Source organism: Corynebacterium sp. L4757 (genome assembly GCF_043673995.1).
In the GTDB taxonomy this organism is placed as follows: Bacteria; Actinomycetota; Actinomycetes; order Mycobacteriales; family Mycobacteriaceae; genus Corynebacterium.
Genome location: NZ_JBIMEN010000001.1, coordinates 244,814 through 266,649 on the forward strand (window position 1 = coordinate 244,814; position 21,836 = coordinate 266,649).

19 protein-coding genes are annotated in these 21,836 nt (G+C 53.0%); 6 read left to right on the forward strand and 13 right to left on the reverse strand.

Annotated elements, in window-relative coordinates:
• The 5 genes from dxs to dut all read right to left on the reverse strand — a co-directional run bounded on the left by dxs (position 1) and on the right by dut (position 6,177).
• Positions 1–1,902 (reverse strand): 1-deoxy-D-xylulose-5-phosphate synthase, encoded by a 1,902-nt coding sequence (gene dxs / locus ACG98I_RS01125; protein WP_394717693.1) that lies wholly within the window; start codon positions 1,900–1,902, stop codon positions 1–3.
• A gap of 339 nt (positions 1,903–2,241) precedes the next feature.
• A complete protein-coding gene (locus tag ACG98I_RS01130; protein WP_394717694.1) occupies positions 2,242–3,570 on the reverse strand; it encodes a class I SAM-dependent RNA methyltransferase in 1,329 nt (442 codons plus the stop codon).
• A complete protein-coding gene (locus ACG98I_RS01135) occupies positions 3,567–4,316 on the reverse strand; it encodes a DUF3159 domain-containing protein (protein ID WP_394718052.1) in 750 nt (249 codons plus the stop codon). Before ACG98I_RS01135 ends, ACG98I_RS01130 begins: the two co-directional genes overlap by 4 nt.
• Before the next feature lie 180 nt (positions 4,317–4,496).
• Positions 4,497–5,516 carry a DUF3710 domain-containing protein gene (locus tag ACG98I_RS01140; protein ID WP_394717695.1) on the reverse strand — a complete coding sequence of 340 codons (1,020 nt, stop codon included), beginning with the start codon at positions 5,514–5,516 and terminating at the stop codon, positions 4,497–4,499.
• A gap of 169 nt (positions 5,517–5,685) precedes the next feature.
• A complete protein-coding gene (gene dut, locus ACG98I_RS01145; RefSeq protein WP_394717696.1) occupies positions 5,686–6,177 on the reverse strand; it encodes a dUTP diphosphatase in 492 nt (163 codons plus the stop codon).
• Between the two features lie 82 nt (positions 6,178–6,259).
• Between dut and ACG98I_RS01150 the strand changes: the two genes are divergently transcribed.
• A complete protein-coding gene (locus ACG98I_RS01150; protein WP_394717697.1) occupies positions 6,260–6,841 on the forward strand; it encodes a DUF3093 domain-containing protein in 582 nt (193 codons plus the stop codon).
• A 98-nt stretch (positions 6,842–6,939) separates the two neighbouring features.
• Here the strand turns inward: ACG98I_RS01150 and ACG98I_RS01155 are convergent, their stop codons facing one another.
• The gene (locus ACG98I_RS01155; RefSeq protein ID WP_394717698.1) at positions 6,940–7,230 is read right to left on the reverse strand and encodes a DUF4193 domain-containing protein; all 291 of its coding nucleotides are present in this window, start codon (positions 7,228–7,230) and stop codon (positions 6,940–6,942) included.
• A 278-nt stretch (positions 7,231–7,508) separates the two neighbouring features.
• Complete coding sequence (locus tag ACG98I_RS01160) at positions 7,509–8,357, reverse strand: inositol monophosphatase family protein (protein ID WP_394717699.1); 849 nt, start codon at positions 8,355–8,357, stop codon at positions 7,509–7,511.
• Positions 8,358–8,391: 34 nt separating this feature from the next.
• On the opposite strand from ACG98I_RS01160, the gene ppgK reads away from it, so the two are divergent.
• The 4 genes from ppgK to ACG98I_RS01180 all read left to right on the forward strand — a co-directional run bounded on the left by ppgK (position 8,392) and on the right by ACG98I_RS01180 (position 13,981).
• Positions 8,392–9,144 carry a polyphosphate--glucose phosphotransferase gene (ppgK, locus tag ACG98I_RS01165; RefSeq protein WP_394717700.1) on the forward strand — a complete coding sequence of 251 codons (753 nt, stop codon included), beginning with the start codon at positions 8,392–8,394 and terminating at the stop codon, positions 9,142–9,144.
• A 294-nt stretch (positions 9,145–9,438) separates the two neighbouring features.
• Positions 9,439–10,860: an RNA polymerase sigma factor gene (locus tag ACG98I_RS01170; RefSeq protein ID WP_394717701.1), complete on the forward strand. Its 1,422-nt coding sequence runs from the start codon at positions 9,439–9,441 to the stop codon at positions 10,858–10,860.
• 549 nt (positions 10,861–11,409) lie between these two features.
• Complete coding sequence (locus tag ACG98I_RS01175) at positions 11,410–12,627, forward strand: 4-hydroxybenzoate 3-monooxygenase (protein WP_394717702.1); 1,218 nt, start codon at positions 11,410–11,412, stop codon at positions 12,625–12,627.
• A 19-nt stretch (positions 12,628–12,646) separates the two neighbouring features.
• Positions 12,647–13,981, forward strand: a complete 1,335-nt coding sequence (locus ACG98I_RS01180) for an MFS transporter (RefSeq protein WP_394717703.1) — start codon at positions 12,647–12,649, stop codon at positions 13,979–13,981.
• Positions 13,982–14,108: 127 nt separating this feature from the next.
• Here the strand turns inward: ACG98I_RS01180 and ACG98I_RS01185 are convergent, their stop codons facing one another.
• Positions 14,109–14,525 (reverse strand): VOC family protein, encoded by a 417-nt coding sequence (locus ACG98I_RS01185; protein WP_394717704.1) that lies wholly within the window; start codon positions 14,523–14,525, stop codon positions 14,109–14,111.
• 166 nt (positions 14,526–14,691) lie between these two features.
• Here ACG98I_RS01185 and ACG98I_RS01190 point away from each other — a divergent pair, with 166 nt between their 5' ends.
• On the forward strand, positions 14,692–15,750 hold the full coding sequence (locus tag ACG98I_RS01190; protein WP_394717705.1) for a lipoate--protein ligase family protein: 1,059 nt from the start codon (positions 14,692–14,694) through the stop codon (positions 15,748–15,750).
• Between the two features lie 71 nt (positions 15,751–15,821).
• On the opposite strand, the gene ACG98I_RS01195 is transcribed toward ACG98I_RS01190, so the two are convergent.
• The 5 genes from ACG98I_RS01195 to ACG98I_RS01215 all read right to left on the reverse strand — a co-directional run bounded on the left by ACG98I_RS01195 (position 15,822) and on the right by ACG98I_RS01215 (position 21,789).
• The gene (locus ACG98I_RS01195) at positions 15,822–17,003 is read right to left on the reverse strand and encodes a polysaccharide pyruvyl transferase family protein (protein WP_394717706.1); all 1,182 of its coding nucleotides are present in this window, start codon (positions 17,001–17,003) and stop codon (positions 15,822–15,824) included.
• A gap of 54 nt (positions 17,004–17,057) precedes the next feature.
• A complete protein-coding gene (locus tag ACG98I_RS01200) occupies positions 17,058–18,731 on the reverse strand; it encodes an FUSC family protein (RefSeq protein WP_394717707.1) in 1,674 nt (557 codons plus the stop codon).
• Between the two features lie 302 nt (positions 18,732–19,033).
• Complete coding sequence (locus ACG98I_RS01205; RefSeq protein ID WP_394717708.1) at positions 19,034–19,573, reverse strand: DUF4190 domain-containing protein; 540 nt, start codon at positions 19,571–19,573, stop codon at positions 19,034–19,036.
• Between the two features lie 198 nt (positions 19,574–19,771).
• Entirely contained in the window at positions 19,772–21,550 is a 1,779-nt protein-coding gene (locus ACG98I_RS01210; RefSeq protein ID WP_394717709.1) for a DEAD/DEAH box helicase, read from the reverse strand.
• Entirely contained in the window at positions 21,547–21,789 is a 243-nt protein-coding gene (locus ACG98I_RS01215) for a DUF3039 domain-containing protein (protein WP_006821808.1), read from the reverse strand. Before ACG98I_RS01215 ends, ACG98I_RS01210 begins: the two co-directional genes overlap by 4 nt.
• Positions 21,790–21,836 lie beyond the last annotated feature (47 nt).

Sequence of the window (21,836 nt, forward strand, 5' to 3'; positions counted from 1 at the left end):
TTATGCCTCGAGGTTATCTACCCACTCGGTAACGGCTGCTGCGATGCCCTCGGCATCCATGCCAACTTCTTCCATGACCTCTCCGCGGGAGCCATGCTTTGGGAAGAGGCTAGGAAACGCCACGCGACGCAAAGGAGTATCAACCTCTGCTGCGGCAAAAGCTTCATCGAAGAGTGAGCCCACACCGGCACGCATCATGCCGTCTTCAGCGACCACAACGATGTCATGTGCATCAGCCATTTCAATCAATGACGGCGCTACTGGGCACAGCCAGCGTGGATCAACCACGGTGACAGACATGCCTTCTTTTTCCAAGATTTCGGCTGCGGACAATGAACGTGCCGACATCGCACCAATTGAAATAACTAGCACCTTCGGAGCATCGGCATCACTGGTTTCTGGTGCGGATTCATGGAGGATATCGACGCCATCTTCGGTTGTAGCCACCGCTTCCATATCCTCAAGCAGGTTTCCCTTGGGGAAACGTACGATCGAAGGACCAGATTCAATCTCCAGGGACTCACGGAAAAGTTCGCGCAGGCGCGCACCGTCGCGTGGTGCAGCAACGTGAATGCCGGGAATAATAGTGGTCAAGGCCATGTCCCACACGCCATTATGGCTCGCACCATCCGAACCAGTAACGCCAGCCCGGTCAAGAACAATGGTGACGGGCTGCTTCAGCAGCGCAATATCCATAAGGACCTGGTCAAATGCGCGGTTCAGGAAAGTGGCATAAATAGCCACCACTGGATGCAGGCCGCCTAGAGCTAAACCAGACGCCGATGCCATGGCATGCTGTTCTGCAATACCAACGTCAAAGAAACGATCTGGGAACTGCTCCGCAAATGGCATCAGCCCGGTAGGTCCGGCCATCGCCGCAGTAATAGCCACGATGTCATCACGACGTTTGCCGGATTCTACCAATTCCTCAGAGAACACCGCGGTCCAACCCGGCTGGCTCTTCCCTTTCGGCACACCCGTAACTGGGTCAATAGCGCCTGTGGAGTGCATTTGGTCTTGCGGCTCGTTAACTGCCGGTGCAAAACCATGGCCCTTCTCAGTCACAACGTGAACAATGATGGGTCCCTCATAGTCGCGCGCATATGCCAACGCGTGATCCAAGGCTTCCAAGTCATGGCCGTTTACTGGCCCAATGTACTTCATTCCCAGCTCAGGGAACATTTCTGTTGGAAGCACTGAAGACTTTACGCCTTCCTTGAATGCGCGCAGGGCATCGAAAGTGCGATTACCAACCCAGCCCAATGACTGGAGCGTCTTTTTGCCATGTTCCATCAACTCGTCATAACCATGCTGCGCACGAATACGGCTGAGGTTTTCTGAGAAACCGCCAATGGTTGGTGAATAGCTACGCCCATTGTCATTGACGATGATGACAGCGTTGCGCTCAGTATCCGAAGAGATATTGTTCAACGCTTCCCAGCACATGCCACCAGTGAGCGCACCGTCACCCACTACGGCAACAGCATTACGGCGGGATTCACCCTTAATCTTAAAAGCCTTGGAGAGTCCATCAACAACAGAGATTGCTGCCGATGCGTGAGAGGACTCTGTCCAGTCATGCTCCGATTCGCCACGGTCGGTGTAACCGGATAGTCCACCTTTTTGGCGCAGGGTATCAAATTGATCCGCGCGGCCGGTCAGAATCTTATGGACATAAGACTGATGCGAGGTATCAAACACGATGGGATCACGTGGTGAGTCGAAGACGCGATGCAAAGCAATAGTCAATTCGACCACGCCCAGGTTTGGCCCCAAGTGGCCACCGGTGACCGAGACTTTATCGATCAGGAATTGGCGGATCTCAGCTGCCAATTCCTCAACTTTGTCATCAGGCAAATTCTTGAGGTCTTGTGGTGATGTCACCTTGTGGAGAATTCCCATGGAGTGTACTAAACCCCTTTACTAAATGGTGTTCAACATGGATGTGCGCTGTATATGGGGATACACCGCAACTTGGTGTGGTCGCATTAGGCAATTAGCAAGTCCACACCTGCATAAAATCTGTAGATTCCACCGTACCCCGCGAACTATCAAAAATGTGAATGATACTCCGCAGAACTACGGTATATCCTCCTACAGCTGGCGACGTCAGCTTACTCGTGCAACAGCAGCTGCCTTCACCATTTACACATCGGTCTTGGTTCACCTACGCAGAGCACTGCACTCGAAAAGCGGACAGCACATGCTCGAGGCACAACCCGCTGGCTACAACCCCAGCGACTATGAAGAGACCGTCACGCTTCCTTCTTCTGCTTCATTTCCGACGTCGACACCAGGTACCAGCAACGCAATGACCTCAAAGTGGTGAGTACCGGGGAAAGCATTAACTAAGGTCAGACGGTCTAACTTGAATCCGTGCTCATTCCAATAGCCAATATCGCGAGCAAAGGTCGCTGGATCGCAGCCAACATGCACAATTCGCTGCGGCGCAACTGAAGCCACAGTAGATACCACGTCGCGTCCCGCACCGGTACGTGGAGGATCCATCACCACGGCAGTTGGTCCAGGCAATTGTGCGGCTACTTTTTCAACGCGGTCTGACACAACGTCAACTTCATATTGCTCAAGGTCAGACTGATTCAATGCTGTTGCTGCTGGTGAATAGTCCACAGAAATAACGCGGGCAGGTTTTTCTGGAGCTCCCAAAGTACGTGCAATTGCTGGAACAAACACCCCTACCCCGCCATACAGGTCCCAGCCGAGTGGTTCACGGCCTGGAGTCTGCGGGCAATCATTCAAGAATTCCCGAATAACCTGGGAATAAGTATCAGGGGCTTCCACATGAGCCTGCCAGAATGCCGTTGCTGGGAAGTGGAAGTTGTGCCCATCAGCAACTTCGTTGACCTCACCAGATCCTTCAATCACAGTGGTGACTTTCTCCACACGTCGCCCACGCGGCGCTTTCATCGTTTCCACCACGTGTCGAGTGCCTTCGCTATCTAGCACCGCAATCACTTCAGCCCCCGGGGTGAAACGGCGGGCATCCACGCCCACCAAACCATCAACTAGTCCTGGGGCAAGCTGCGAGCAGGCTACGTCAGAGATGATCTCATTTGATCCGCGCTTACGGGTTCCAGCACGTCCCTCGTTATCGACGCCGAGGCGCACCCGGGTACGCCAACCTCGATGCGGGTTGAGATTGATCGTTTCCAAGTCTGGCAACGTCGAGGTCTTTGCTACACGCTGAAGCTGGTCCACCAAGATGGTGGCTTTGATGTCCATTTCTGATGCTGGAGATAATTCAGCAAAGTCGCAGCAACCTGCACCTAGCTCTGCCGCTGGGCAGACTGATGCGACGCGGTGTGGTCCGGGCTCAATAACGCCGTTCAGCTGTGCATGTGCAAAGGACTTCTTGGCTTTCGTCACCGTAACGGATACTACATCGCCAGGAAACGCTTCATGAACGAATACCACTCGCCCATCGGGCGCATGTCCAATTCCTTCACCGCCGTGCGCCATCCGGTCAATGGTCATTTCAAAAACATCACCCACTGCCACTGGATGCGCGGTTTCCGGATTGTGCTTTTCATCGTGCGGTGATTGGGTCATCGACGCTCCTCTGGGTTAGAAAAATTATTAGTGGTGTCAGCAATATCATCAGCATTGTCTACAACAGGATCGGTTGCGACGGAATGAGAATCTTCGACATTACGCGCTGATTCTGATTGTTCAACATCCGTCACTGAGTCTATTGCTGGCGTGGGTGTAATGAGCCCACTGGCTATAGCTTCTTCCACAGCCTTATTGGCTCGGCGGACCATCCAGATAGTTAGCACTGTAACCACGCCGGTCAGCGGCCAACCCATCAAGATTCGAACGATGCCTAAGGTCGCAGTATCCGCGGAGGTATATAAGTTGTTCTGGATAAAGAAACGTGCAAGGAAGATGACAACCCAGCCTAAGGTAGCGATAGCGTAAGAACGTCGTGCCTTAGTGACGCGCTGCCACGCCATGTCTTCCCCATTGATGCCCTTCCAAATAACACCAACGATTGGCCATTTAAACAGGACTGAAGCGAAAGCGATGATTGCAAAGACGAGTGATGCCCAGATGCCATAAAGAAAGTAACCCTTGGCATCGCCGGTGAACCAGGCAATCGCGGCGCAAAATGCTACACCAATAAATCCCGAGATTGCCGGCTGAATGGTTTCTTTGCGGACGATGCGCCACACCAGGATTAGAAATGCCACGGTTAACGCAGCGATCAGTGCTGGTTCTAGTCCCCATCGGGTGTTGACGGGAACGAGAACCAAAATTGGCAAAGTAGTGGACACGAGCCCTTGCCAACCGCCCATTTGTTCCAGCAGTGTCTGCTCTTCGATGGGCTTTTTAACGGGCTTTACTTCAGCCGCATTCTTCTTGCTGTGTTCGTCATTCACCGTTTGCGTTGCCTTGCTTTCACCGTATCGCACGAATTTCACATGTGCCTGCTGCGTTCTGCTGTTTCCAGCACGTTATTGAGAGGTAGATTTACTCTACTTTGAATCTTCGTTGTTGCCAGTATTGTTCTGGTTCGATTCGGTGGAATCCGTCTGTGAATCAGGAGCATTTTCTGGGTGATTCTCAGAGTTCTTCTTCGCCGCAGCTGCGTTTCCACCAAGCATCTGGAATAGCTGTCGCGCAGCAGCTTCCTGCGCAGCCTTATCAGCAGGACTCGGGGACGCTGCGTTATTAGCGTTCGATGCCTTCGACTGGTTTTGCTCCTTCTTACGGCGCTCCATCTCATCCTGAACTTGCTTCACCAACTGCGGCGGCATGGTCACTGGAAGAGAATTTCCGGCCAACATCGGATCATCACCGCGGTAAACGAAGGTACGGGATGCGACTTCGCGTGCGAGCTCAGTCAGATTTTCTTCACGCCCGGTAGGCGCCGCCAAAGTCATTCGGAGCAACCAGCGCGGGCCTTCCACGCCAATGATACGAATCATGCCATTAGAGTTCTGTGCAACAATCTCAGTTCCCCATGGACCTTCCTCCAAGTCGGTATCCATTCCGTCCTTATGGATGTTTTCCACTAGCTCACCGACAGAAGACTCCCACTGTCCACTTGAGCGTGGGGCAGCAAAAGCTACCGGGGTAATTCGGCCGAATTCGGTGATAATGTGCAGCATCTTGGGCCCCTTTGCACCCATTTCTACCTGCACCTGTGACTTCTTCGGCAATGGAACTTTAATGGACTTCAGGTCCAAGATTCCATTGGAGAAGTCAGAGAAATCGAAGGTCTCGATGTCCACAGAGTCACCATCGAATGGCCCCATCTCACCGTTGATTGCGTCATGACGCTTGACAGTTACCTCGAGGTTGCTGGCTGCAGCCGCATCACCCGGGGTATCACTCGGGGCTGGACTATCTGCTCCAAGAATTGGTTCAATGCTTTCGCGTTCCGCTTCTGGGTTAACATCCGCAGATGGCTCAGTATGAGCCTCACCAGCATCCTGTGATGGTTGTTCCTCTGCGCGTTGCTTTTTCTTCTTTCCGAAAGGCCAGATAGCCATAATTCGTCATCATCCCTTCAGGTGTAACTATAAATTTTAACCTCGCAATGCTACCCCAGCGTATTGGGCGCTCGCAGCATCAAATGCTTAGCAAGCAAGCAGCCCACTGTGTGTCAAGGACGGCAAGGTTCTTTGCATACCCTCAAGCCTAATGAAGTGGCGTGGGGTTTTAAACGCCTGTCGAGCCGTAGCCTCCCGCTCCACGCTCGGTAGCATCCAGATCTTCAACTTCAATGAAATCCACGAGTTCTACGCGTTGGATAACTAGTTGGGCAATACGCGTACCACGGACAATCTCAATTGGCTCGTGACGGTCGTGATTGATTAGACAGACTTTAATCTCGCCACGATAATCTGCATCGACGGTGCCTGGGGTGTTCACAATGCTCAAGCCATGCTTTGCAGCCAGGCCAGAGCGAGGATGGATCAGCCCCACGGTTCCCAGAGGTAAGGCAATCGCGATGCCGGTTCCAACTAACGCACGTTCCCCAGGCTGCAGAATCAGCGACTCCGCAGCGTACAGATCTGCTCCCGCATCTCCACGGTGCGCACGATGCGGAAGAGGCAGGTCCTTATCAAGACGCTTGATAGCGACATTCCCAATGGGCTCGACCTGTGCACTGTTGGTTACTTCATTTGCTTGTTCGTTCGCATTCACCATTCACACCTTACCGCCATCGCCTACGTGTGGTGTTCGTCTAGGTAGTTCGCTAATAAAGAGAGAACAAGTACACTAGTTATTTGTGACTTCATCAGCTAATACTGCCCCGGATGGTGGGCCGCAGGGCAACAATCAAGAAAATGTTTCCAATGGCTTGGACCAAGGGGACAATTTTGAAGTTCTTTATCGTGAACGTCAGTGGGTTCCGTGGTACTGGTGGCTGTTCGCGGCATTCGTCGCAGCCTTGTTGGCAGCAACCGTTAGCCTCAACCGCCACGATATTTGGCCGATCATTACCTTCATTATTGCCTTTGGCCTTTTCGGATGGGCTCTAGTTTCCATGTCTGGAACTATCATCCAGGTGGAAAAGGATGCCGATGGTACCCGCTGGCTTACCGTGAAGGGCGCCCAATTACCGCATGACATCATCTCCCGCAGCTTGGCTGTTCCAAAGTCGGCGCGTCGCAGCGCATTAGGACCGCAGCTCGACCCCGCTGCTTTCTTGGTCTCACACCAATGGGTTGACGAGCTTGTAATGCTCGTGCTCGATGATCCCGAAGACCCAACTCCTTATTGGCTCATCAGCTCCAAGGACCCCGAAGCGCTTCTACGTGCTCTCGTTCCTGCGCAAGCAGATCGTGCCTTGAAGAACTTAAACGCTTAATAAGCAAAGACCAGCATCCAAACTCTTGCTCATGGCTGTGAGCCGGTGAGCAGAGAAGGGATGCTGGTCTTTTCGTTGAATACTAAGCGCAGAAATTATTAGGCGCAGTCAAGGCAAATTGGCTGGCCATCTTCTTCATGCGAAAGTCGCTTATTTGACTGCACGATAAAACAAACAGAGCAGGTGAATTCATTCTCCTGGCGAGGCACAACGGTGACGTTTAGCTCTTCACCGGTCAGGTCTACTGTTGGTGGCTCAAAAGGCTCAACAATCTCGCCATCATCGTCCATGCCATTGTTTTCGTTTTCAGCAGCCTTGAGACCTTCAAGAGAGTCGGTCTCAAGTTCGTCTTCAACGCGACGACGTGGTGCGTCGTAATCGGTTGCCATAGATGTGTCCTTAGCTCGGGTTAATCATAGGTTAAACGTTTCGTCGATCGCGCATAGTAAAGCACATTTGCGACGATGTCATACTTCTCGACTCGCGCGGGGACCAATTTTACCCCCACCACCTATATATCCTGCAGATATAACGGCTCTACCTGCAGAAATCCCCCGCCTTTAAAGGAATGTGATTTTACCCCTACTGTCCCCGGCGGAGTTCTCGTTTTCGCGCTCTTGAAAACAGAGTAATCAACCTGCCCAGTGAAGGACAATGCTCAAAAAAGTTAATCAATCTCCTTTGCTGCACCTGAGGCTTCCAGCAACCTCTCAAATGCAGGGGCCAGATCTGCAGAACTTGCCCACACGAGCAAGCCTCTGTCACTGCTACGATCCCATGAACTTGGCACCGTGACCTGAGCGCCTGCTTCGCGGGCGATGACAACTCCAGCAGCTACATCCCAGATTTTAACTCCATGCTCGTAATAGGCATCAACCGTGCCATCAGCCACGCGGCAAAGGTCCAACGCTGCTGACCCCATACGGCGAATATCGCGCACCTGGGGCAGCAAGGACTGCAGGATAGTGGCTTGGCCAGCGCGACGTGTGTCGGTGTATCCAAACCCCGTGGCAACAAGGGCCAAACCTGGGTCAGTTTCTTGACGGCAACGTAAATCGGTGCTGGTTCCATCCTCATATGTGACGGTCGCGCCATGTCCCACCGCCGCAGAGTAAAGAGTTCCTTTGGTGACGTTGATGACCGCGCCCGCGACGTACTGCCCGTCCTTCATCGCTGCAATAGACACTGCGAATTCCCCAATGCCGTACATGAAGTTCACGGTGCCATCAATAGGGTCGATTACCCACGAGACACCAGTTGTGGATTCAACATTTGCACCTTCTTCGCCGATAATGCCGTCCCCTGGGCGGTCTTTCGTAATGCTGGCAACGATGAATGCTTCGGCCGCTGTATCCACCTCAGTTACGGGATCCACCGCAGAAGACTTGATTTCAGCATGGTTGCGAAGATCATCCGTGGCGGTAATCTCCGCCCGCTTTGCCACAATCAATGAAGCTGCCTGCTTAGCAAGCTCTTTGGCATAGTCACGAAACTTGCATACATCATCAATAGTCATGCCTCCCATTGTGCACTTCTATAGACTCGTGCGCATGAAAACTTCTTTCGGCATTGATGTGGGCGGCTCTGGCATTAAAGGCGCCATCGTTGATTTAAACGCCGGCGATTTCGTCGGTGATCGTATTAAGATTTCTACCCCGAAACCGGCAACCCCTGAGGCCGTCGCGGAGACTATCAAAGAGATAGTTAAACAAGCGCAGTGGGAAGGCCCGCTGGGCATTACACTCCCCTCGATTGTCAAAGAACAAACAGTCTTATCCGCTGCCAACATTGATAAATCCTGGATTGGCGTGGATGCCTATGAGCTCTTCCATCGCCACTTGGGAAAGGATCGCCACATCTCGGTCCTGAATGATGCTGATGCCGCGGGTCTTGCCGAGGTGGAATTCGGCGGTGAAAAAGCCTGCGAAGGCAATGTCATCTTCCTCACCATTGGCACCGGCATTGGTTCAGCATTTTTGATGAACGGGACGCTGTGGCCAAACACAGAGCTAGGTCATCTCATCGTGGGTCAGGATGAAGCTGAACATCAAGCGTCGTCCGCAGCAAAAGAAGAGTTAGACCTTTCTTTCAAGCATTGGGCCAAATTAGTAGACAAGGTCTTGCACGAATACGAGGCACTTTTTAGCCCAGACATGTTCATCATCGGTGGTGGAATTTCCCGCCGTTTCGAAAAATGGGGACCACATCTCACGGTCAAAACTCCTGTTGAGCCAGCTCATCTACGAAATAAAGCTGGGATTATCGGCGCGGCGATGGCTATCAGTCTTGATATCGCGCCGTAGTGTGTCCACCCCATTTACCCCAAAAGGTCTCTATAATGGAACAAACACAGACCCGTTCTAGCAGTGGTGACGATCAATCATCTATACTGGGCGGTCGACCGTTCATTATTGAGCAATGGAGCACGCAGTAGGACTTACAGTTGACGCTGCTATGCCCTCAATACGGCGGCAGGAAATTAAAACGCTCCCCCAAGCGTTTTACTTATTTGTCGCACTCTTGAGGGTGTATGTCCGAGTTTTATTACTCGCGCGTGTTAAGTTTCAAACAAATCATGTCAAGGCGAAAGGGCGTACGTGGCAGCCACTGAATCTTCAGACCAGGCTTTCGGCGAGGGCGCAGAGGAAGCTCCAGAAGTAAAAACCCCTGCCAAAAAGACGGCGAAGAAAACAGCCAAAAAGACCGCCAAGAAGACGGCGAAGAAAACGGCTAAGAAGACCGCCAAGAAGACGGCGCGCAAAACTGCAAAGAAGTCGACCAAGAAGACCGTACGCAAGTCGGCGGCTTCAAAGGCAACTTCTCCAGAGAAGGACGCTGCTGAATCTTCTGATGAGGAAGCATTAGAGGACCAAGACCTCACCGACTCCGAGGAGGACGCGGATCAGCCCGAAGCTGACTTCGATCCTGATGCGGATATGGATGAGGACGAGTTCGGTGAACCCGGTGAGGAACTCGAAGCCGAAGAGGACGAAGAAGCCGAGGAAGACAATGGCTCCAGCGTCTGGGACGAAGATGAGTCTGCAACCCTGCGCCAGGCGCGTAAAGACGCCGAGCTCACCGCGTCCGCTGACTCCGTGCGTGCTTACCTGAAGCAGATCGGTAAGGTCGCTTTGCTCAATGCTGAGCAAGAGGTTTCGCTGGCTGAGCGCATCGAGGCTGGACTCTATGCGCAGCACCGTCTTGATGACATGGAGCGTCTCATTGCTGAAGGTGATGCGGCAGCGAAGCTATCCCCTGCACAAAAGCGTGATTTGCGCTGGATTGCACGAGATGGCCGTAAGGCAAAGAATCACCTCCTGGAAGCCAACCTACGACTGGTAGTTTCCCTGGCAAAGCGCTACACCGGCCGCGGCATGGCATTCTTGGACTTAATCCAGGAAGGTAACCTCGGTCTAATTCGTGCGGTTGAGAAGTTTGACTACACCAAGGGCTACAAGTTCTCCACATACGCGACATGGTGGATTCGTCAGGCCATCACTCGCGCGATGGCGGACCAGGCTCGTACCATTCGTATCCCAGTCCACATGGTTGAGGTCATCAACAAATTGGGCCGTATCCAACGTGAGCTCTTGCAGGACTTGGGTCGCGAGCCAACCCCGCAGGAATTGGCAAAGGAAATGGACATCACCGAGGAAAAGGTGCTGGAAATCCAGCAATATGCTCGTGAGCCTATTTCCCTAGACCAAACCATTGGTGATGAGGGCGATTCCCAGCTCGGTGACTTCATTGAGGACTCGGAGGCAGTTATCGCTGTCGACGCGGTCTCCTTCACCTTGCTCCAAGATCAGCTGCAGGATGTTTTGACCACTTTGTCAGAGCGTGAAGCCGGCGTTGTTCGTCTTCGCTTCGGCTTGACCGACGGCATGCCGCGCACTTTAGACGAAATTGGCCAAGTCTACGGAGTCACCCGTGAGCGCATTCGTCAGATCGAATCCAAGACGATGTCGAAACTGCGTCACCCTTCTCGTTCTCAAGTTCTTCGAGACTATTTGGACTAAAGCCCCATGCTTTTAGCGACTAAGCCCTAGCTTTCTCCCCCACTTTGTGGACGGAAGCTAGGGCTTTATCGTTCTGAAAATACACTTAATGCACTGCGCTCGAGGCGGGAGGTGGAAAACTAAGTGGAGACATTCGGCTCGGGGGGGTTGGCCGAATGCCTCCGTGTCAGGGGGCACGCGCCGGACATTCGGGGGTGAAGTACCGGGGGCCACGCTCTGACAACTAAAAGTATTGCACATCAATAAAAAATATGCCACTCACAAAAGCAGGTTTTTCAAACGATTCCACTTCAGTTTCTGAAGCCAGATTGTCTCCTTGCACGGCTGGGAATGGTGCACCGGTCGCAGACAGTTCTCTACCGTCACCTACCCCCGACCTAGTACATTATCAATGGCCACATGTGCGCAGAGCGAATCTTGTATTACTTTTGCGAACACAGGATATATTGTTTCCAACATCACTTTTATTTTTGAAGGTAATGCAGAAAGTATCATCCTCGACCAATCTGCCACCAGATTGACCGTGTGACCGTAAAAAGAGGTAATCCCATGGCAACTCAAAGCAATTCAAAATCTTCTCATGTACCCGTAGCCATCATCGGTGCGGGTCCCGCAGGGTTGATGCTTTCACACCTCCTCCATCTAGAGGGCGTGGAAAGCGTCGTCATCGAGAAGCAGAGCCGCGCTGAGGTTGAGAGCACCGTGCGTGCCGGCATCCTAGAACAAGGAACCATCAACTTGCTGCGTCAAACTGGCGTCGGCGAGCGTCTCGACCGCGAGGCCGAAATTGATGAAGGTATTTCTATTTCCATCGCAGGCGAAAGCCACCGCATCGACTTCGCTAAGTACACCGGTAAGCAAGTCGCTGTATACCCTCAGCATGAAGTCCTCATCGATCTAATCGCCCGCCGCCTGAGCGATGATGGTGAACTCTGGTTTGAAACCGAAGTTACCTCCATTGACGGCGAAGACACTGACAATCCTTCTATTTCATACAAGAAAGCCGATGGCACTGAAGGAACACTCAATGCCGACTATGTGATCGGCGCAGACGGATCAAAGTCTTTAGCTCGCAAGCGCATTACTGATGCTGGTGGTCGCCGCATGAAGCATGAGTACCCATTCGCGTGGTTTGGCATCATGGTCAATGCTCCTCAGACTGCACCAGAACTCATTTACGCAACCCATCCCGAGGGCTTCGCATTGATTTCTACTCGCAGCGAGAATGTTCAGCGCTACTATCTTCAGTGCAACCCTGATGACACGCCAGATATGTGGCCAGATGATCGAATTTGGGAGCAACTGCATCTGCGTGCTGACAATGACAGCGTGACTGTATCTGAAGGTGAGATCACCGATAAGGCTGTGTTACGCTTCCGCTCCGCTGTCACCGATCCGATGCAACGCGGCCGTCTATTTATCGCTGGCGATGCAGCACATACAGTTCCACCAACCGGCGCGAAGGGCTTAAACCTCGCTATGGCGGACATCTGTGCATTAGCGCCAGGTTTAATTAATGCAGTCAAGAAGTCAGACTCTTCCCTGCTTGAGACCTATACCCAGCGCGCCGTCCCACGAGTATGGAAGACTCAGCACTTTAGCTACTGGATGTCATCTATGCTCCACTCTGTACCTGCTGAGGATGAACTAACTTCCGCATTCCACACCAACCGTCGTTTGGCAGAGTTGTCCACCGTGGTCAGCTCTGATGCTGGCCGCCAGCTTCTGGCACAGCAATACGTCGGCCTCGATTTCCCGACTATCTAAAGGTTCTCAATTTAAAATTATGAGCACAACCTCCTCTGCTGCCACGCGCAGTGATAAAAACCCTGCGGTCATCACAGTATTGTGTTGGCTTGCCATGCTGCTTGATGGTTTCGACCTCGTTGTCTTGGGCGTCGCCATCCCTTCGATGATGGAAGACGACCGTTGGAACTTCGGCCCCGCTGAGGCCACCTTGGTTTCCACTGCTGGTCTTGTTGGTATGATGCTCGGCGCGCTGGTCATCTCCTTTTTGACCGATAAGTTTGGCCGTCGCCGGGTCTTGATGTTTGCAGTAGCGCTATTCTCCCTATTCACTTTCTTCCTCGCGTTCACCAATAGCGTCACAGTCTTCATGTTGCTCCGCTTCTTGGCAGGCGCTGGTCTGGGCGGCGCGCTGCCGACTTCCATTGCACTAGTCACGGAATTTCGCGGAGCCACGAAGTCCGGTTCTGCATCAACCACCCTGATGACCGGTTACCACGTGGGGGCCGTTGCGACCGCATTCTTGGGAATCATCATGATTGCCCCATTTGGATGGCACTCACTATTCATTGCAGGTGCATTGCCAGCCTTGGTTCTGGTCCCAGCTATGTATTTCCTGCTTCCGGAATCGCCGCAATATTTGAAGGCTATTGGCAGAATTGAAGAAGCGAAAGCGACTGCAGCGGAATACAATATCCCGTTGGAGGATGAGCTGGGCGATAAGCACGCAGCTGAAATGGAAAATAGTAACACCATGAAGGTGCTACTAGGACCAACCTTCCGCCGCAATACCATCGCTATTTGGGGCACCTCATTCATGGGCCTGCTATTGGTTTATGGAATGAATACCTGGTTACCGCAGATCATGCGCGATGCTGACTATGATCTAGGCAATTCCCTCGCTTTCCTCATGGTTCTCAACGTTGGTGCGGTGGTCGGACTACTGCTTTCTGGACAAGTCGCCGATAAGCACTCTCCACGCAAAACCTCGCTCATTTGGTTTGTCGCTTCTGCCCTTTTCTTGGCAGCCCTTGCTATCAAACTCCCGATCATCGCGCTATACGTCATGATCTTCCTGACAGGTATCTTTGTATTCTCGTCGCAGGTCCTCGTATACGCCTTCGTCGGGGAAAATCACCCCGCATCAGTTCGTGCTACCGCAATGGGGCTCTCTGCTGGCGTGGGTCGTCTAGGTGCAATTTCCGGACCGATATTGGGTGGCCTGCTGGTATCCTTAGGCATTGCTTATCCATGGGGCTTCTTCGCCTTCGCAATTGTTGGCCTCCTGGGAGCGCTCATCCTTGCGACCTCGCGCACACTAAAGACTCGCCCTGAGCACATCGACAGTGCGGCTCCCAAACCGCAGTCGAGTTAACACTTATTAGTATCTGAGTTCTTAACTCATCAAGTTCCACAACGCCGTGGGCTCGGTGCACGATCCAACTATGGTCGATGCACCGAGCCCATTTGTTTTGCGTCTTTCTGGTTTGCCTTTGACGCAACTATTCAGCAGAAAATGCCCACATAACTCCAAATTTGTCGAAAACTTGACCATAGGCGCCGCCCCAAGGTGCCGCCTCAAATTTCATAGTCTCTTCGCCGCCTGCCGCAATTAGCTTATCGATTTTCTCGCGGGCTTCTTCGACGGATTCTGCGTTATATAGCATGGAATAGGCAGTGTCGCGGACAGGGTATTCCCCGTCCATAGAGTCACCGCCGGAGATGATGCCTCCCGGCATAGTCAAGACTCCATGAGCAAGCGCATCTGGTGCTGGTTCAAAAGGCATTGCATCAGCGGGCATTGGTGTATCGGCATAAGTGAGCAAATCCAACTCACCGCCAAACACCTCGTGCCAATGCTTCAAAGCTTCGGCGGTGTGTCCATTAAATGTGATGTAGGTGGAAAGAGTACCGGCCATGGCATGTTCTCCCTTGAAAAGGTTATGGAAAAGTCCACCCTCCAGCTTACGCCTCCTATGACGCACATCACATACACGTAGAAGATTTCTTGTATTCAACTTCTTTGTCACTTTCACCAAAAATGGTTTGGGTACCCTAACTTTGGTTTTTCATTAGTCTGGTGGGATGAGCAAACATTTTGAGCTAAAAGTTCCTGGTGGCAAACTCGTTGTGGTTGACGTTGATATCGAAGAAGACACCATTAAAGACGTGAAAATTTCGGGTGATTTCTTCATCGAGCCTGATGAAGCTTTCTTCGATCTCAGCCGAGCGTTGAAGGGATCATCCATCAATGATCCGGCGGAACGGCTACAGGCTAAGATGGACGCTGCCCTCGCTGATTTTAATGATGCGGAGCTCCAAGGCTTCCACACCAGCGATGTCGCGCTTGCTGTACGCCGGGCTGTGAGTGGTGCCAAGGATTTCACCGATTTCGAATGGGAAATCCTCCACCCTGGTATTTTGCCAACTCCTATGAACGTAGCGCTCGACGAGCTGCTGCTGGAACAGGTTGCTTCTGGCCAGCGAAAGCCCACCATGCGGATTTGGGACTGGGAGGACCGCGCCACGGTTATCGGCAGTTTCCAGTCTTATGTCAATGAAATTGACCAAGAAGGCGTAGACGAACACGGCGTCACCGTGGTGCGCCGCATGTCTGGTGGTGGCGCGATGTTTATGGAGGGTGGCAACTGCATTACTTACTCCGTCTACGCCCCAGAGTCCCTGGTTGCAGGCCTAAGCTATGAACAGTCCTATGAATACCTGGACCGCTGGGTTTTGGCTGCGCTCAAGGAGCATGGCGTCGATGCTTGGTATGTGCCAATCAATGACATCACCTCAACTGGTGGAAAGATTGGCGGTGCTGCGCAAAAGCGCCGTTCAGGTGCTGTGCTTCACCACGTCACCATGTCCTATGACATTGACGCGGATATGATGACACAAGTTCTGCGCATTGGCAAAGTCAAGATTTCTGACAAAGGCCTCCGCAGTGCGAAGAAGAGAGTCGATCCTCTGCGCCGCCAAACTGGCGCGTCACGTGAAAACATCATCGGCACGCTCAAATCGGTCTTCGCAAATCGCTATGGTGCGAATGAAGTTGAGCTCAGTGACACTGATCTTAATGCTGCCGAGCAGCTAGTTGCTGAAAAATACTCTACTGAGAAGTGGACCAAACGCGTTCCATAAATAGGGCGCAATCTTCTTTCAGGCTGCGATGAGGCACTCTCACGGGCTTGACGCTCGCAGCCTTTCGCCGCCTATTTCTTAAGCCTTTGCTTTGCAGCACGCCCAATCGACTTCAAGCTCTGCTTTAAGTATTGGCTCCGATTCATCGGGTAAATTTCTTCAGCCAGCTCAAACGCGCGAAGCACGTTATTTTCCAGGTGCTGTTTCGTCATTCCTCTGCCCGGGTCAACTGGCTCCGATAGGTCCGTGATGGTCCACGATGATCCGACGGACCCATGTTTGACCGAATAGTAGTTACCGGCGTGCGCTGATACAGCGATGCCAGAAACGCCACGTGCTGCCGCGATAAGGTGTGGGTGAAAACGCGTTGAGATCCAGGTTTGCCCTTCTCGGGTTGGCAAACCAAAAGCCCACAGCTCATCAAAAGCCACAACTTTGATGCCGTCCATCAGCGCAGCATCGGCCTCCACCATTACATCCAGCACCTTGTAGTCTTCTTCCGGAATACACTCCAAGAAGACCGCATTATCGCCAGTAGCTCCTAGGTAACGCAATTGCTTAACTAGCCGCTGAGCAAGCTCTTCCAGCTCAATTCCGAGGAAATCCGATTGGGCAGCGATAATAAAATCACGTTCCCGGGCATCAGCATTGCCCCATCCCAGCCCATGCTGTGTCGTGCTATCAGCTGCCGCCAGCCAGGCATCATCAACTCCCCTATCAACCACAGAAATCGCTTGGTGAAGGGCATGTGATGGCTCATCGCGAACTAAGACTCGGTCAAACTTTTCCAGCCAGATAGCCAGCTCATCCTTGATGGTAGTGCCGGGCACAAATCCTTGGCCAGTCATAATTTTGGCCTGCTTGCCCAGACACGACGCCCCTGCCAGCACCTTCACATGATGCGGCCAGGTGTCGTTGAACCAGCCGCCCCCCACCACATGAACAATATCGGCGGTCTTGGCAAGGTTCATCCCGGTAGTTAACAGCGGGATGGAATAAGTATTGTTAAATGCTTGGACAACGTCTTCTGGCGTTGCGCATTTGAGGCCTACGTGCCACAAGGTATCCGTGACTGTGAGATTCGGGTGCACATTCGCATGCAGGATGGATGCAATCCCAGGAGTGTGGCAATCCAAAATCACTTGAGCAGTAGGACGGCGCCGATAGAGCTCACGCAGCCATGCCGAAACGATAAATTCATCACCAAAATTGGGATGGCCTGCCGGTGCAACTAAGTAAATCGTTTCAGACATAAATATATATTTGCACACCCCTTGTCAATACGCAGGCACTAGCCTGCCTATTGGCTACTTACTCCCTGATTTTGAGGGTGAAATCTTACGCACAGACTCGATTAATGCCCCGAGGGCCCCGTGTTCCATCATGGTATTAGGACTCAAGGAGCAATAGTCCAGGATTTGATAACCCGCATGCTGAATAGCACGGTGCTTCTCCCAGTGCTCTTGAGCTTGTTCTGGGTGGTCTAGAGCCAATGTCTGAATTGCACGACGCTCAGAGAGCAGCTCATATTGCAGGTCGCGGCGCAAAACTAGTGCTTCATCTGGAGTAGCTGACAGCAGTGTACCCAGCACCGTACTCATGGCCTGATAGCTGCGTACCTGCAGCCGTAGATACTCACGCGCCTTGGAAGCATTGCTCATAAACCACAAGGCGATGAAAGCAAAGAATACAGACAGGCCAATCTCCGCAATACGGGATACGACTAAGTTGCCTAAGGGCTCTGAGATACCACCCATGAGCAGCGCCAGCGGAGTAGAGAAAATAACCAAGAGCGCGTAGTTTTTGACCACCATGATTTCAGCGCAATACTGGCAGATCGCCAAAGCCGCAACAAGTGTCCAGCCTTCAACCCCGAAGAGGTAAAACAGGGCGAATAGTCCCAAACCCAAGATTGACCCCAGCATTCTGTGGGTACCACGCATGGTTCCCGGAATCTTTTCCGGCCCATTCTGCAAAATCAATAGCGCAGAGATAACGCCCCAGTCCGGACGATTCAAGCCTAGAGCCACGCCAATCACGCCAGTAGCTAAACCAGCAATCGCCACTTTCTTAGCGGTTACCACTGCATGGCTATCTGCAGTCAACGAGCGATAAATGCGGTAGCGGGCTGTTGGACGTGAGTGCGGAATCGCCGTGCGTTCCGGCTCCAAAAGGTTGACGGACTCAAATAAAGTTGCAGCATCCGCACCTAGGCCATCCCGCTTTTGGTTGTGCTGAACAATTGCTCGCTGCGCAGCCAGAGTCCGGTCAACGAGGTCGCTTTGGGACTCATTGATAATCAAGCCGCCGCGCACGATGCCTGCGTCAGAAAGAGCTTCCCACGCATTAGCCAGCGCAGTTTGTGCCTGGTGATGGCGCGCTAATTCATCATCTTTGGCCTCTTGAAAGGCTTTAGCAGCGCGCTCTAAGTTTTCCACCGTGGCACGTTCTGGGCCATGAGGGTCCCTTAAGGCAGGCAGCATTCCCAGCACCAGTGACGTTGCAATAGCAGTCAGCGGCCAAAAAGCTGCCTCCAATGGGTCAACACCAGATTTGGCCAGCATTGTCGAACCACCCGATACCATGACGATAAAGAAGCCGCCGGGCGGTGGTAGCCTGAGCGCATTCTGCAAAAAGACCACGACTGCGCCAAGTGCCGTGACAAAGAAAGCTGAAAGCAATAACCACCAATGGCCATTGCCTGGTGCAAAGATGAGCGTGCCGACGAGTGTGCCGATTGTAGCGCCAAGCCACAGCAAAGCTCCGGCAATCGCCATAACTTTCCAACGCTTGCGGTAAACAATTCCTTCACCATAGATAACGGCGAATGCGCCGGCACAGATTAAAAGGATGGCATCTCTATTTCCAGTGAGCATGGCGATGCCGCCTGGGATAGCAATAGCGAGGGCGGCTCGCAGTGCACCGGGCCACCGTGTCGCTTTGGAATTGATAGCAGTAAATGCTGTCCACCAATCTGCCATGGTGAGCATTTTCTTATTAGCCCCAGTCCCTTGACTCACGAAAGAGCTCATCCCCTTTTATTTAAATATTCTCATTTCGCCGCCATGCCAATGTGTTGAGCACTTTAAGACTCGAAGCCGAGCACAGAATAAGCGCTTGCCATCTACCTATCCTGCGTTGTACCTAAGAACGCACGTGGTTTGGTGGCAAGCGCCGAAGCCACGATGAGTTTCATCGTAACGTCATCTTCTACTATCTAGCTTTACTCTTGCAAAAGAAACAGAGCAACTTTTGCAATCCTACTTGTGACTGAATTAACTGGTTACTCAACTAGGCTGTTGAAGCACGCCTGGAAGTCTTCCTGGGTGGCAGAATTCTCCCAGCACGCCTGAACGGCTGGGTCGCCCATGATGACTGCAACCAGGCCGACGACTGCCACGGTGGCAACGATGCCGAGGATGGATAGGATGAGTCCCACCACGGACATCCAGGTACGGCGTGCTTCCTTCGGCTTCTTGCGGTTACGTACCAAAGCAATGATGGCAACGATCAGGCCAATTACGCCTGGCACAATGGAAAAAGCGGTGAGCATAGCCGGCAAGCAGATGAGACCGATGATGAACGCTGCCAGCGCCATGCCAGACTTCTTCACCGGGCCCTGCTGGTCCGCACCTGCATAACCTTGGTACTCCGCGTAGCTGGAGAAATCAGGCTCCTGGTAACCGCCGGCTGAGCTAGCTCCAGATTGGTAATCACCGTTATTTACGGAGCCCCCGCCGTAGCTGGGCAGTCCCCCAGCGTTATCGCCATTACTGCCTGACTGGCCATCAGCGCCGTACGGGTTGTTGTTTGGGTTGGTCATTTCAGATAATCCTTAAACTTTGTTGGCATACAGATCGCGGCCCACACCGTAGTGTGAGCGGAGAAGCCATGGGGCGTAGTGAACCAGTTTACCGGTTCACCTATTCTCCGTTCAGCACACCACCCACACGATATCCAAAGCAAGGAATCAGACCACGTGAACTATCACATGGCCCCAACCGAAGGAGAGCTGAAGTCCCTACCACTTGCGCAGGTATTCAATCCTTTCCCGAAGCTGATCCGCATTGCACAATGCGGTGGGCGGACCACCACAGGCTTTGCGTGCTTCGGTATGAATAGCGCCATGCGGGCGACCAGTACGGCCAGCAGTAATAGACACGATGGTGTTGAGCTCTTTACGCAATGCCGTGACTTCATCGATCGCCACCGGATCATTGCCGTCATCCTTTGCTGCTTCCGCCCTGCGCCGGTTGGCGGGTGCCGAAGGTAGTCCATGAATCTTACGGCGATGTTCCTCAGCAGCTTGAGCTGCGCGCTGCTCACGTTCCTTAGCAGCACGCGCATCCATTTCTTCTTCCTGCTTCTTCCGCAGCAAGTCCTTTACTTGATCAGCATCAAGCAAACCCGGAATGCCGAGGAAATCCGCATCTTCATCTGAACTTAAAGCCGCGGTATTAAATTGCGAGCCATCATAAATCAGCGATGAAAACTCAGCATCGGCACCAATGGACTCATAGGAAGGTTCCAAATCCGGTTCGGTCTGCTCTTTATTCGCTTGTGCAACAAGATCTTCATCCCAGCCTTCACGGTCCGGGTCAGGCTTGCCCAGAACGTGATCGCGGGACTTTTCCATATTCTCAGCTAAGCCCAAAAGGCGAGGCACGGAAGGCAGGAAGACAGATGCTGTCTCACCCGGCATGCGCGAACGCACGAAACGGCCAATTGCCTGCGCGAAGAACAAAGGTGTTGAAGCAGAAGTTGCATAAACGCCCACCGCTAGACGCGGAACGTCGACGCCCTCCGACACCATGCGGACAGCCACCATCCACTCATCACGCGAGTCAGAGAATTCCTGAATGCGGTCTGAGGAGCCTGGCTCATCCGACAAAATGACAGACACCGAGGTGGAAGAAAGCTGCTTGAGGATCTTCGCGTAGGCACGTGCCGTCGTCGTATCGGTAGCAATCACCAGGCCGCCGGCATCAGGCATATTGCGGCGCATTTGCATCAGGCGCGTGTGCGCGGCCTGCAGCACCGAGGGAATCCAGTCACCTTTCGGATCCAGCGCAGTCTTCCATGCACGAGCCGTTTGTTCAGGGTTGAGTGGATCCCCCAAGCGTGCCGCAAACTCTTCACCCGCTGAGGTACGCCACCTCGCCTCACCCGAATAGGCGAGGAAGACTACGGGGCGCACGACGCCATCGGCAAGCGCATGCCCGTAGTCATAGGTGTGATCGGAGCGTGAAACCTGATGCCCCTCACCGTCCTCCTCGTAACGCACGAAAGGAATCGGCGAATCATCAGAACGAAATGGCGTACCGGTAAGCGCCAGGCGGTGTTCGGCATCATCATATGCCTCACGCACACCATCGCCCCAGCTCTTGGCATCACCCGCGTGGTGGATCTCATCCAGGATCACCAAAGTACGCCGGGCAGATGCCACGGCGCGGTGCTTGAATGGGTGCATACCCACCTGCGCATAAGTGACCACAATGCCGTCATAAGAAGGATTAACGGCTGAGGAGTTAGTGAAATGCGGGTCAAGCGACAGCCCGACGCGGGCGCCCGCAGCAGACCACTGCACTTTCAGGTGCTCCGTGGGGACCACCACGATGACACGCTCGACCGCGCGTGAATCGAGCAACTCGGTGGCAACTCGTAGCGCGAAGGTGGTCTTACCTGCACCTGGCGTTGCCACCGCCATGAAATCTTGCGGCTTGGTTTTTAAGAACTTGTCTAAGGCTGCTTGCTGCCAGGCACGCAGTTGACCTTTGTTCCTGGACGTTGGAGCACTCACTTTCGACGCAGACCCTTATAAATCCGTTCACAATCAGGGCAGACCGGTGACCCCGGCTTTGCTTGCTTGGTCACCGGGAAGGTCTCCCCGCACAACGCAACGACCATCTTGCCGGACACAGCAGAGTCCACAATCTGGTTCTTTTTGACGTAGTGAAAGAACTTCGGGGTGTCGTCATCGGTGTTGCTTACATCCTCACGGATGTCTGGTCTCTCAATAGTCTTCGTCGTCGTACTCACGCCTACTATCTTGCCCCAAAACCCCGCCGAATGGGCAAGCCGCTGGT

What these genes read in the sequence shown, in the direction of transcription:
- dxs (WP_394717693.1), bottom strand. Translation starts at nt 1,902, where the DNA reads ATGGGAATTCTCCACAAGGTGACATCACCACAAGACCTCAAGAATTTG.
- ACG98I_RS01130 (WP_394717694.1), bottom strand. Translation starts at nt 3,570, where the DNA reads ATGACCCAATCACCGCACGATGAAAAGCACAATCCGGAAACCGCGCAT.
- ACG98I_RS01135 (WP_394718052.1), bottom strand. Translation starts at nt 4,316, where the DNA reads ATGGGCGGTTGGCAAGGGCTCGTGTCCACTACTTTGCCAATTTTGGTT.
- ACG98I_RS01140 (WP_394717695.1), bottom strand. Translation starts at nt 5,516, where the DNA reads ATGGCTATCTGGCCTTTCGGAAAGAAGAAAAAGCAACGCGCAGAGGAA.
- dut (WP_394717696.1), bottom strand. Translation starts at nt 6,177, where the DNA reads ATGGTGAATGCGAACGAACAAGCAAATGAAGTAACCAACAGTGCACAG.
- ACG98I_RS01155 (WP_394717698.1), bottom strand. Translation starts at nt 7,230, where the DNA reads ATGGCAACCGATTACGACGCACCACGTCGTCGCGTTGAAGACGAACTT.
- ACG98I_RS01160 (WP_394717699.1), bottom strand. Translation starts at nt 8,357, where the DNA reads ATGACTATTGATGATGTATGCAAGTTTCGTGACTATGCCAAAGAGCTT.
- ppgK (WP_394717700.1), top strand. Translation starts at nt 8,392, where the DNA reads ATGAAAACTTCTTTCGGCATTGATGTGGGCGGCTCTGGCATTAAAGGC.
- ACG98I_RS01175 (WP_394717702.1), top strand. Translation starts at nt 11,410, where the DNA reads ATGGCAACTCAAAGCAATTCAAAATCTTCTCATGTACCCGTAGCCATC.
- ACG98I_RS01180 (WP_394717703.1), top strand. Translation starts at nt 12,647, where the DNA reads ATGAGCACAACCTCCTCTGCTGCCACGCGCAGTGATAAAAACCCTGCG.
- ACG98I_RS01185 (WP_394717704.1), bottom strand. Translation starts at nt 14,525, where the DNA reads ATGGCCGGTACTCTTTCCACCTACATCACATTTAATGGACACACCGCC.
- ACG98I_RS01190 (WP_394717705.1), top strand. Translation starts at nt 14,692, where the DNA reads ATGAGCAAACATTTTGAGCTAAAAGTTCCTGGTGGCAAACTCGTTGTG.
- ACG98I_RS01195 (WP_394717706.1), bottom strand. Translation starts at nt 17,003, where the DNA reads ATGTCTGAAACGATTTACTTAGTTGCACCGGCAGGCCATCCCAATTTT.
- ACG98I_RS01200 (WP_394717707.1), bottom strand. Translation starts at nt 18,731, where the DNA reads ATGGCAGATTGGTGGACAGCATTTACTGCTATCAATTCCAAAGCGACA.
- ACG98I_RS01205 (WP_394717708.1), bottom strand. Translation starts at nt 19,573, where the DNA reads ATGACCAACCCAAACAACAACCCGTACGGCGCTGATGGCCAGTCAGGC.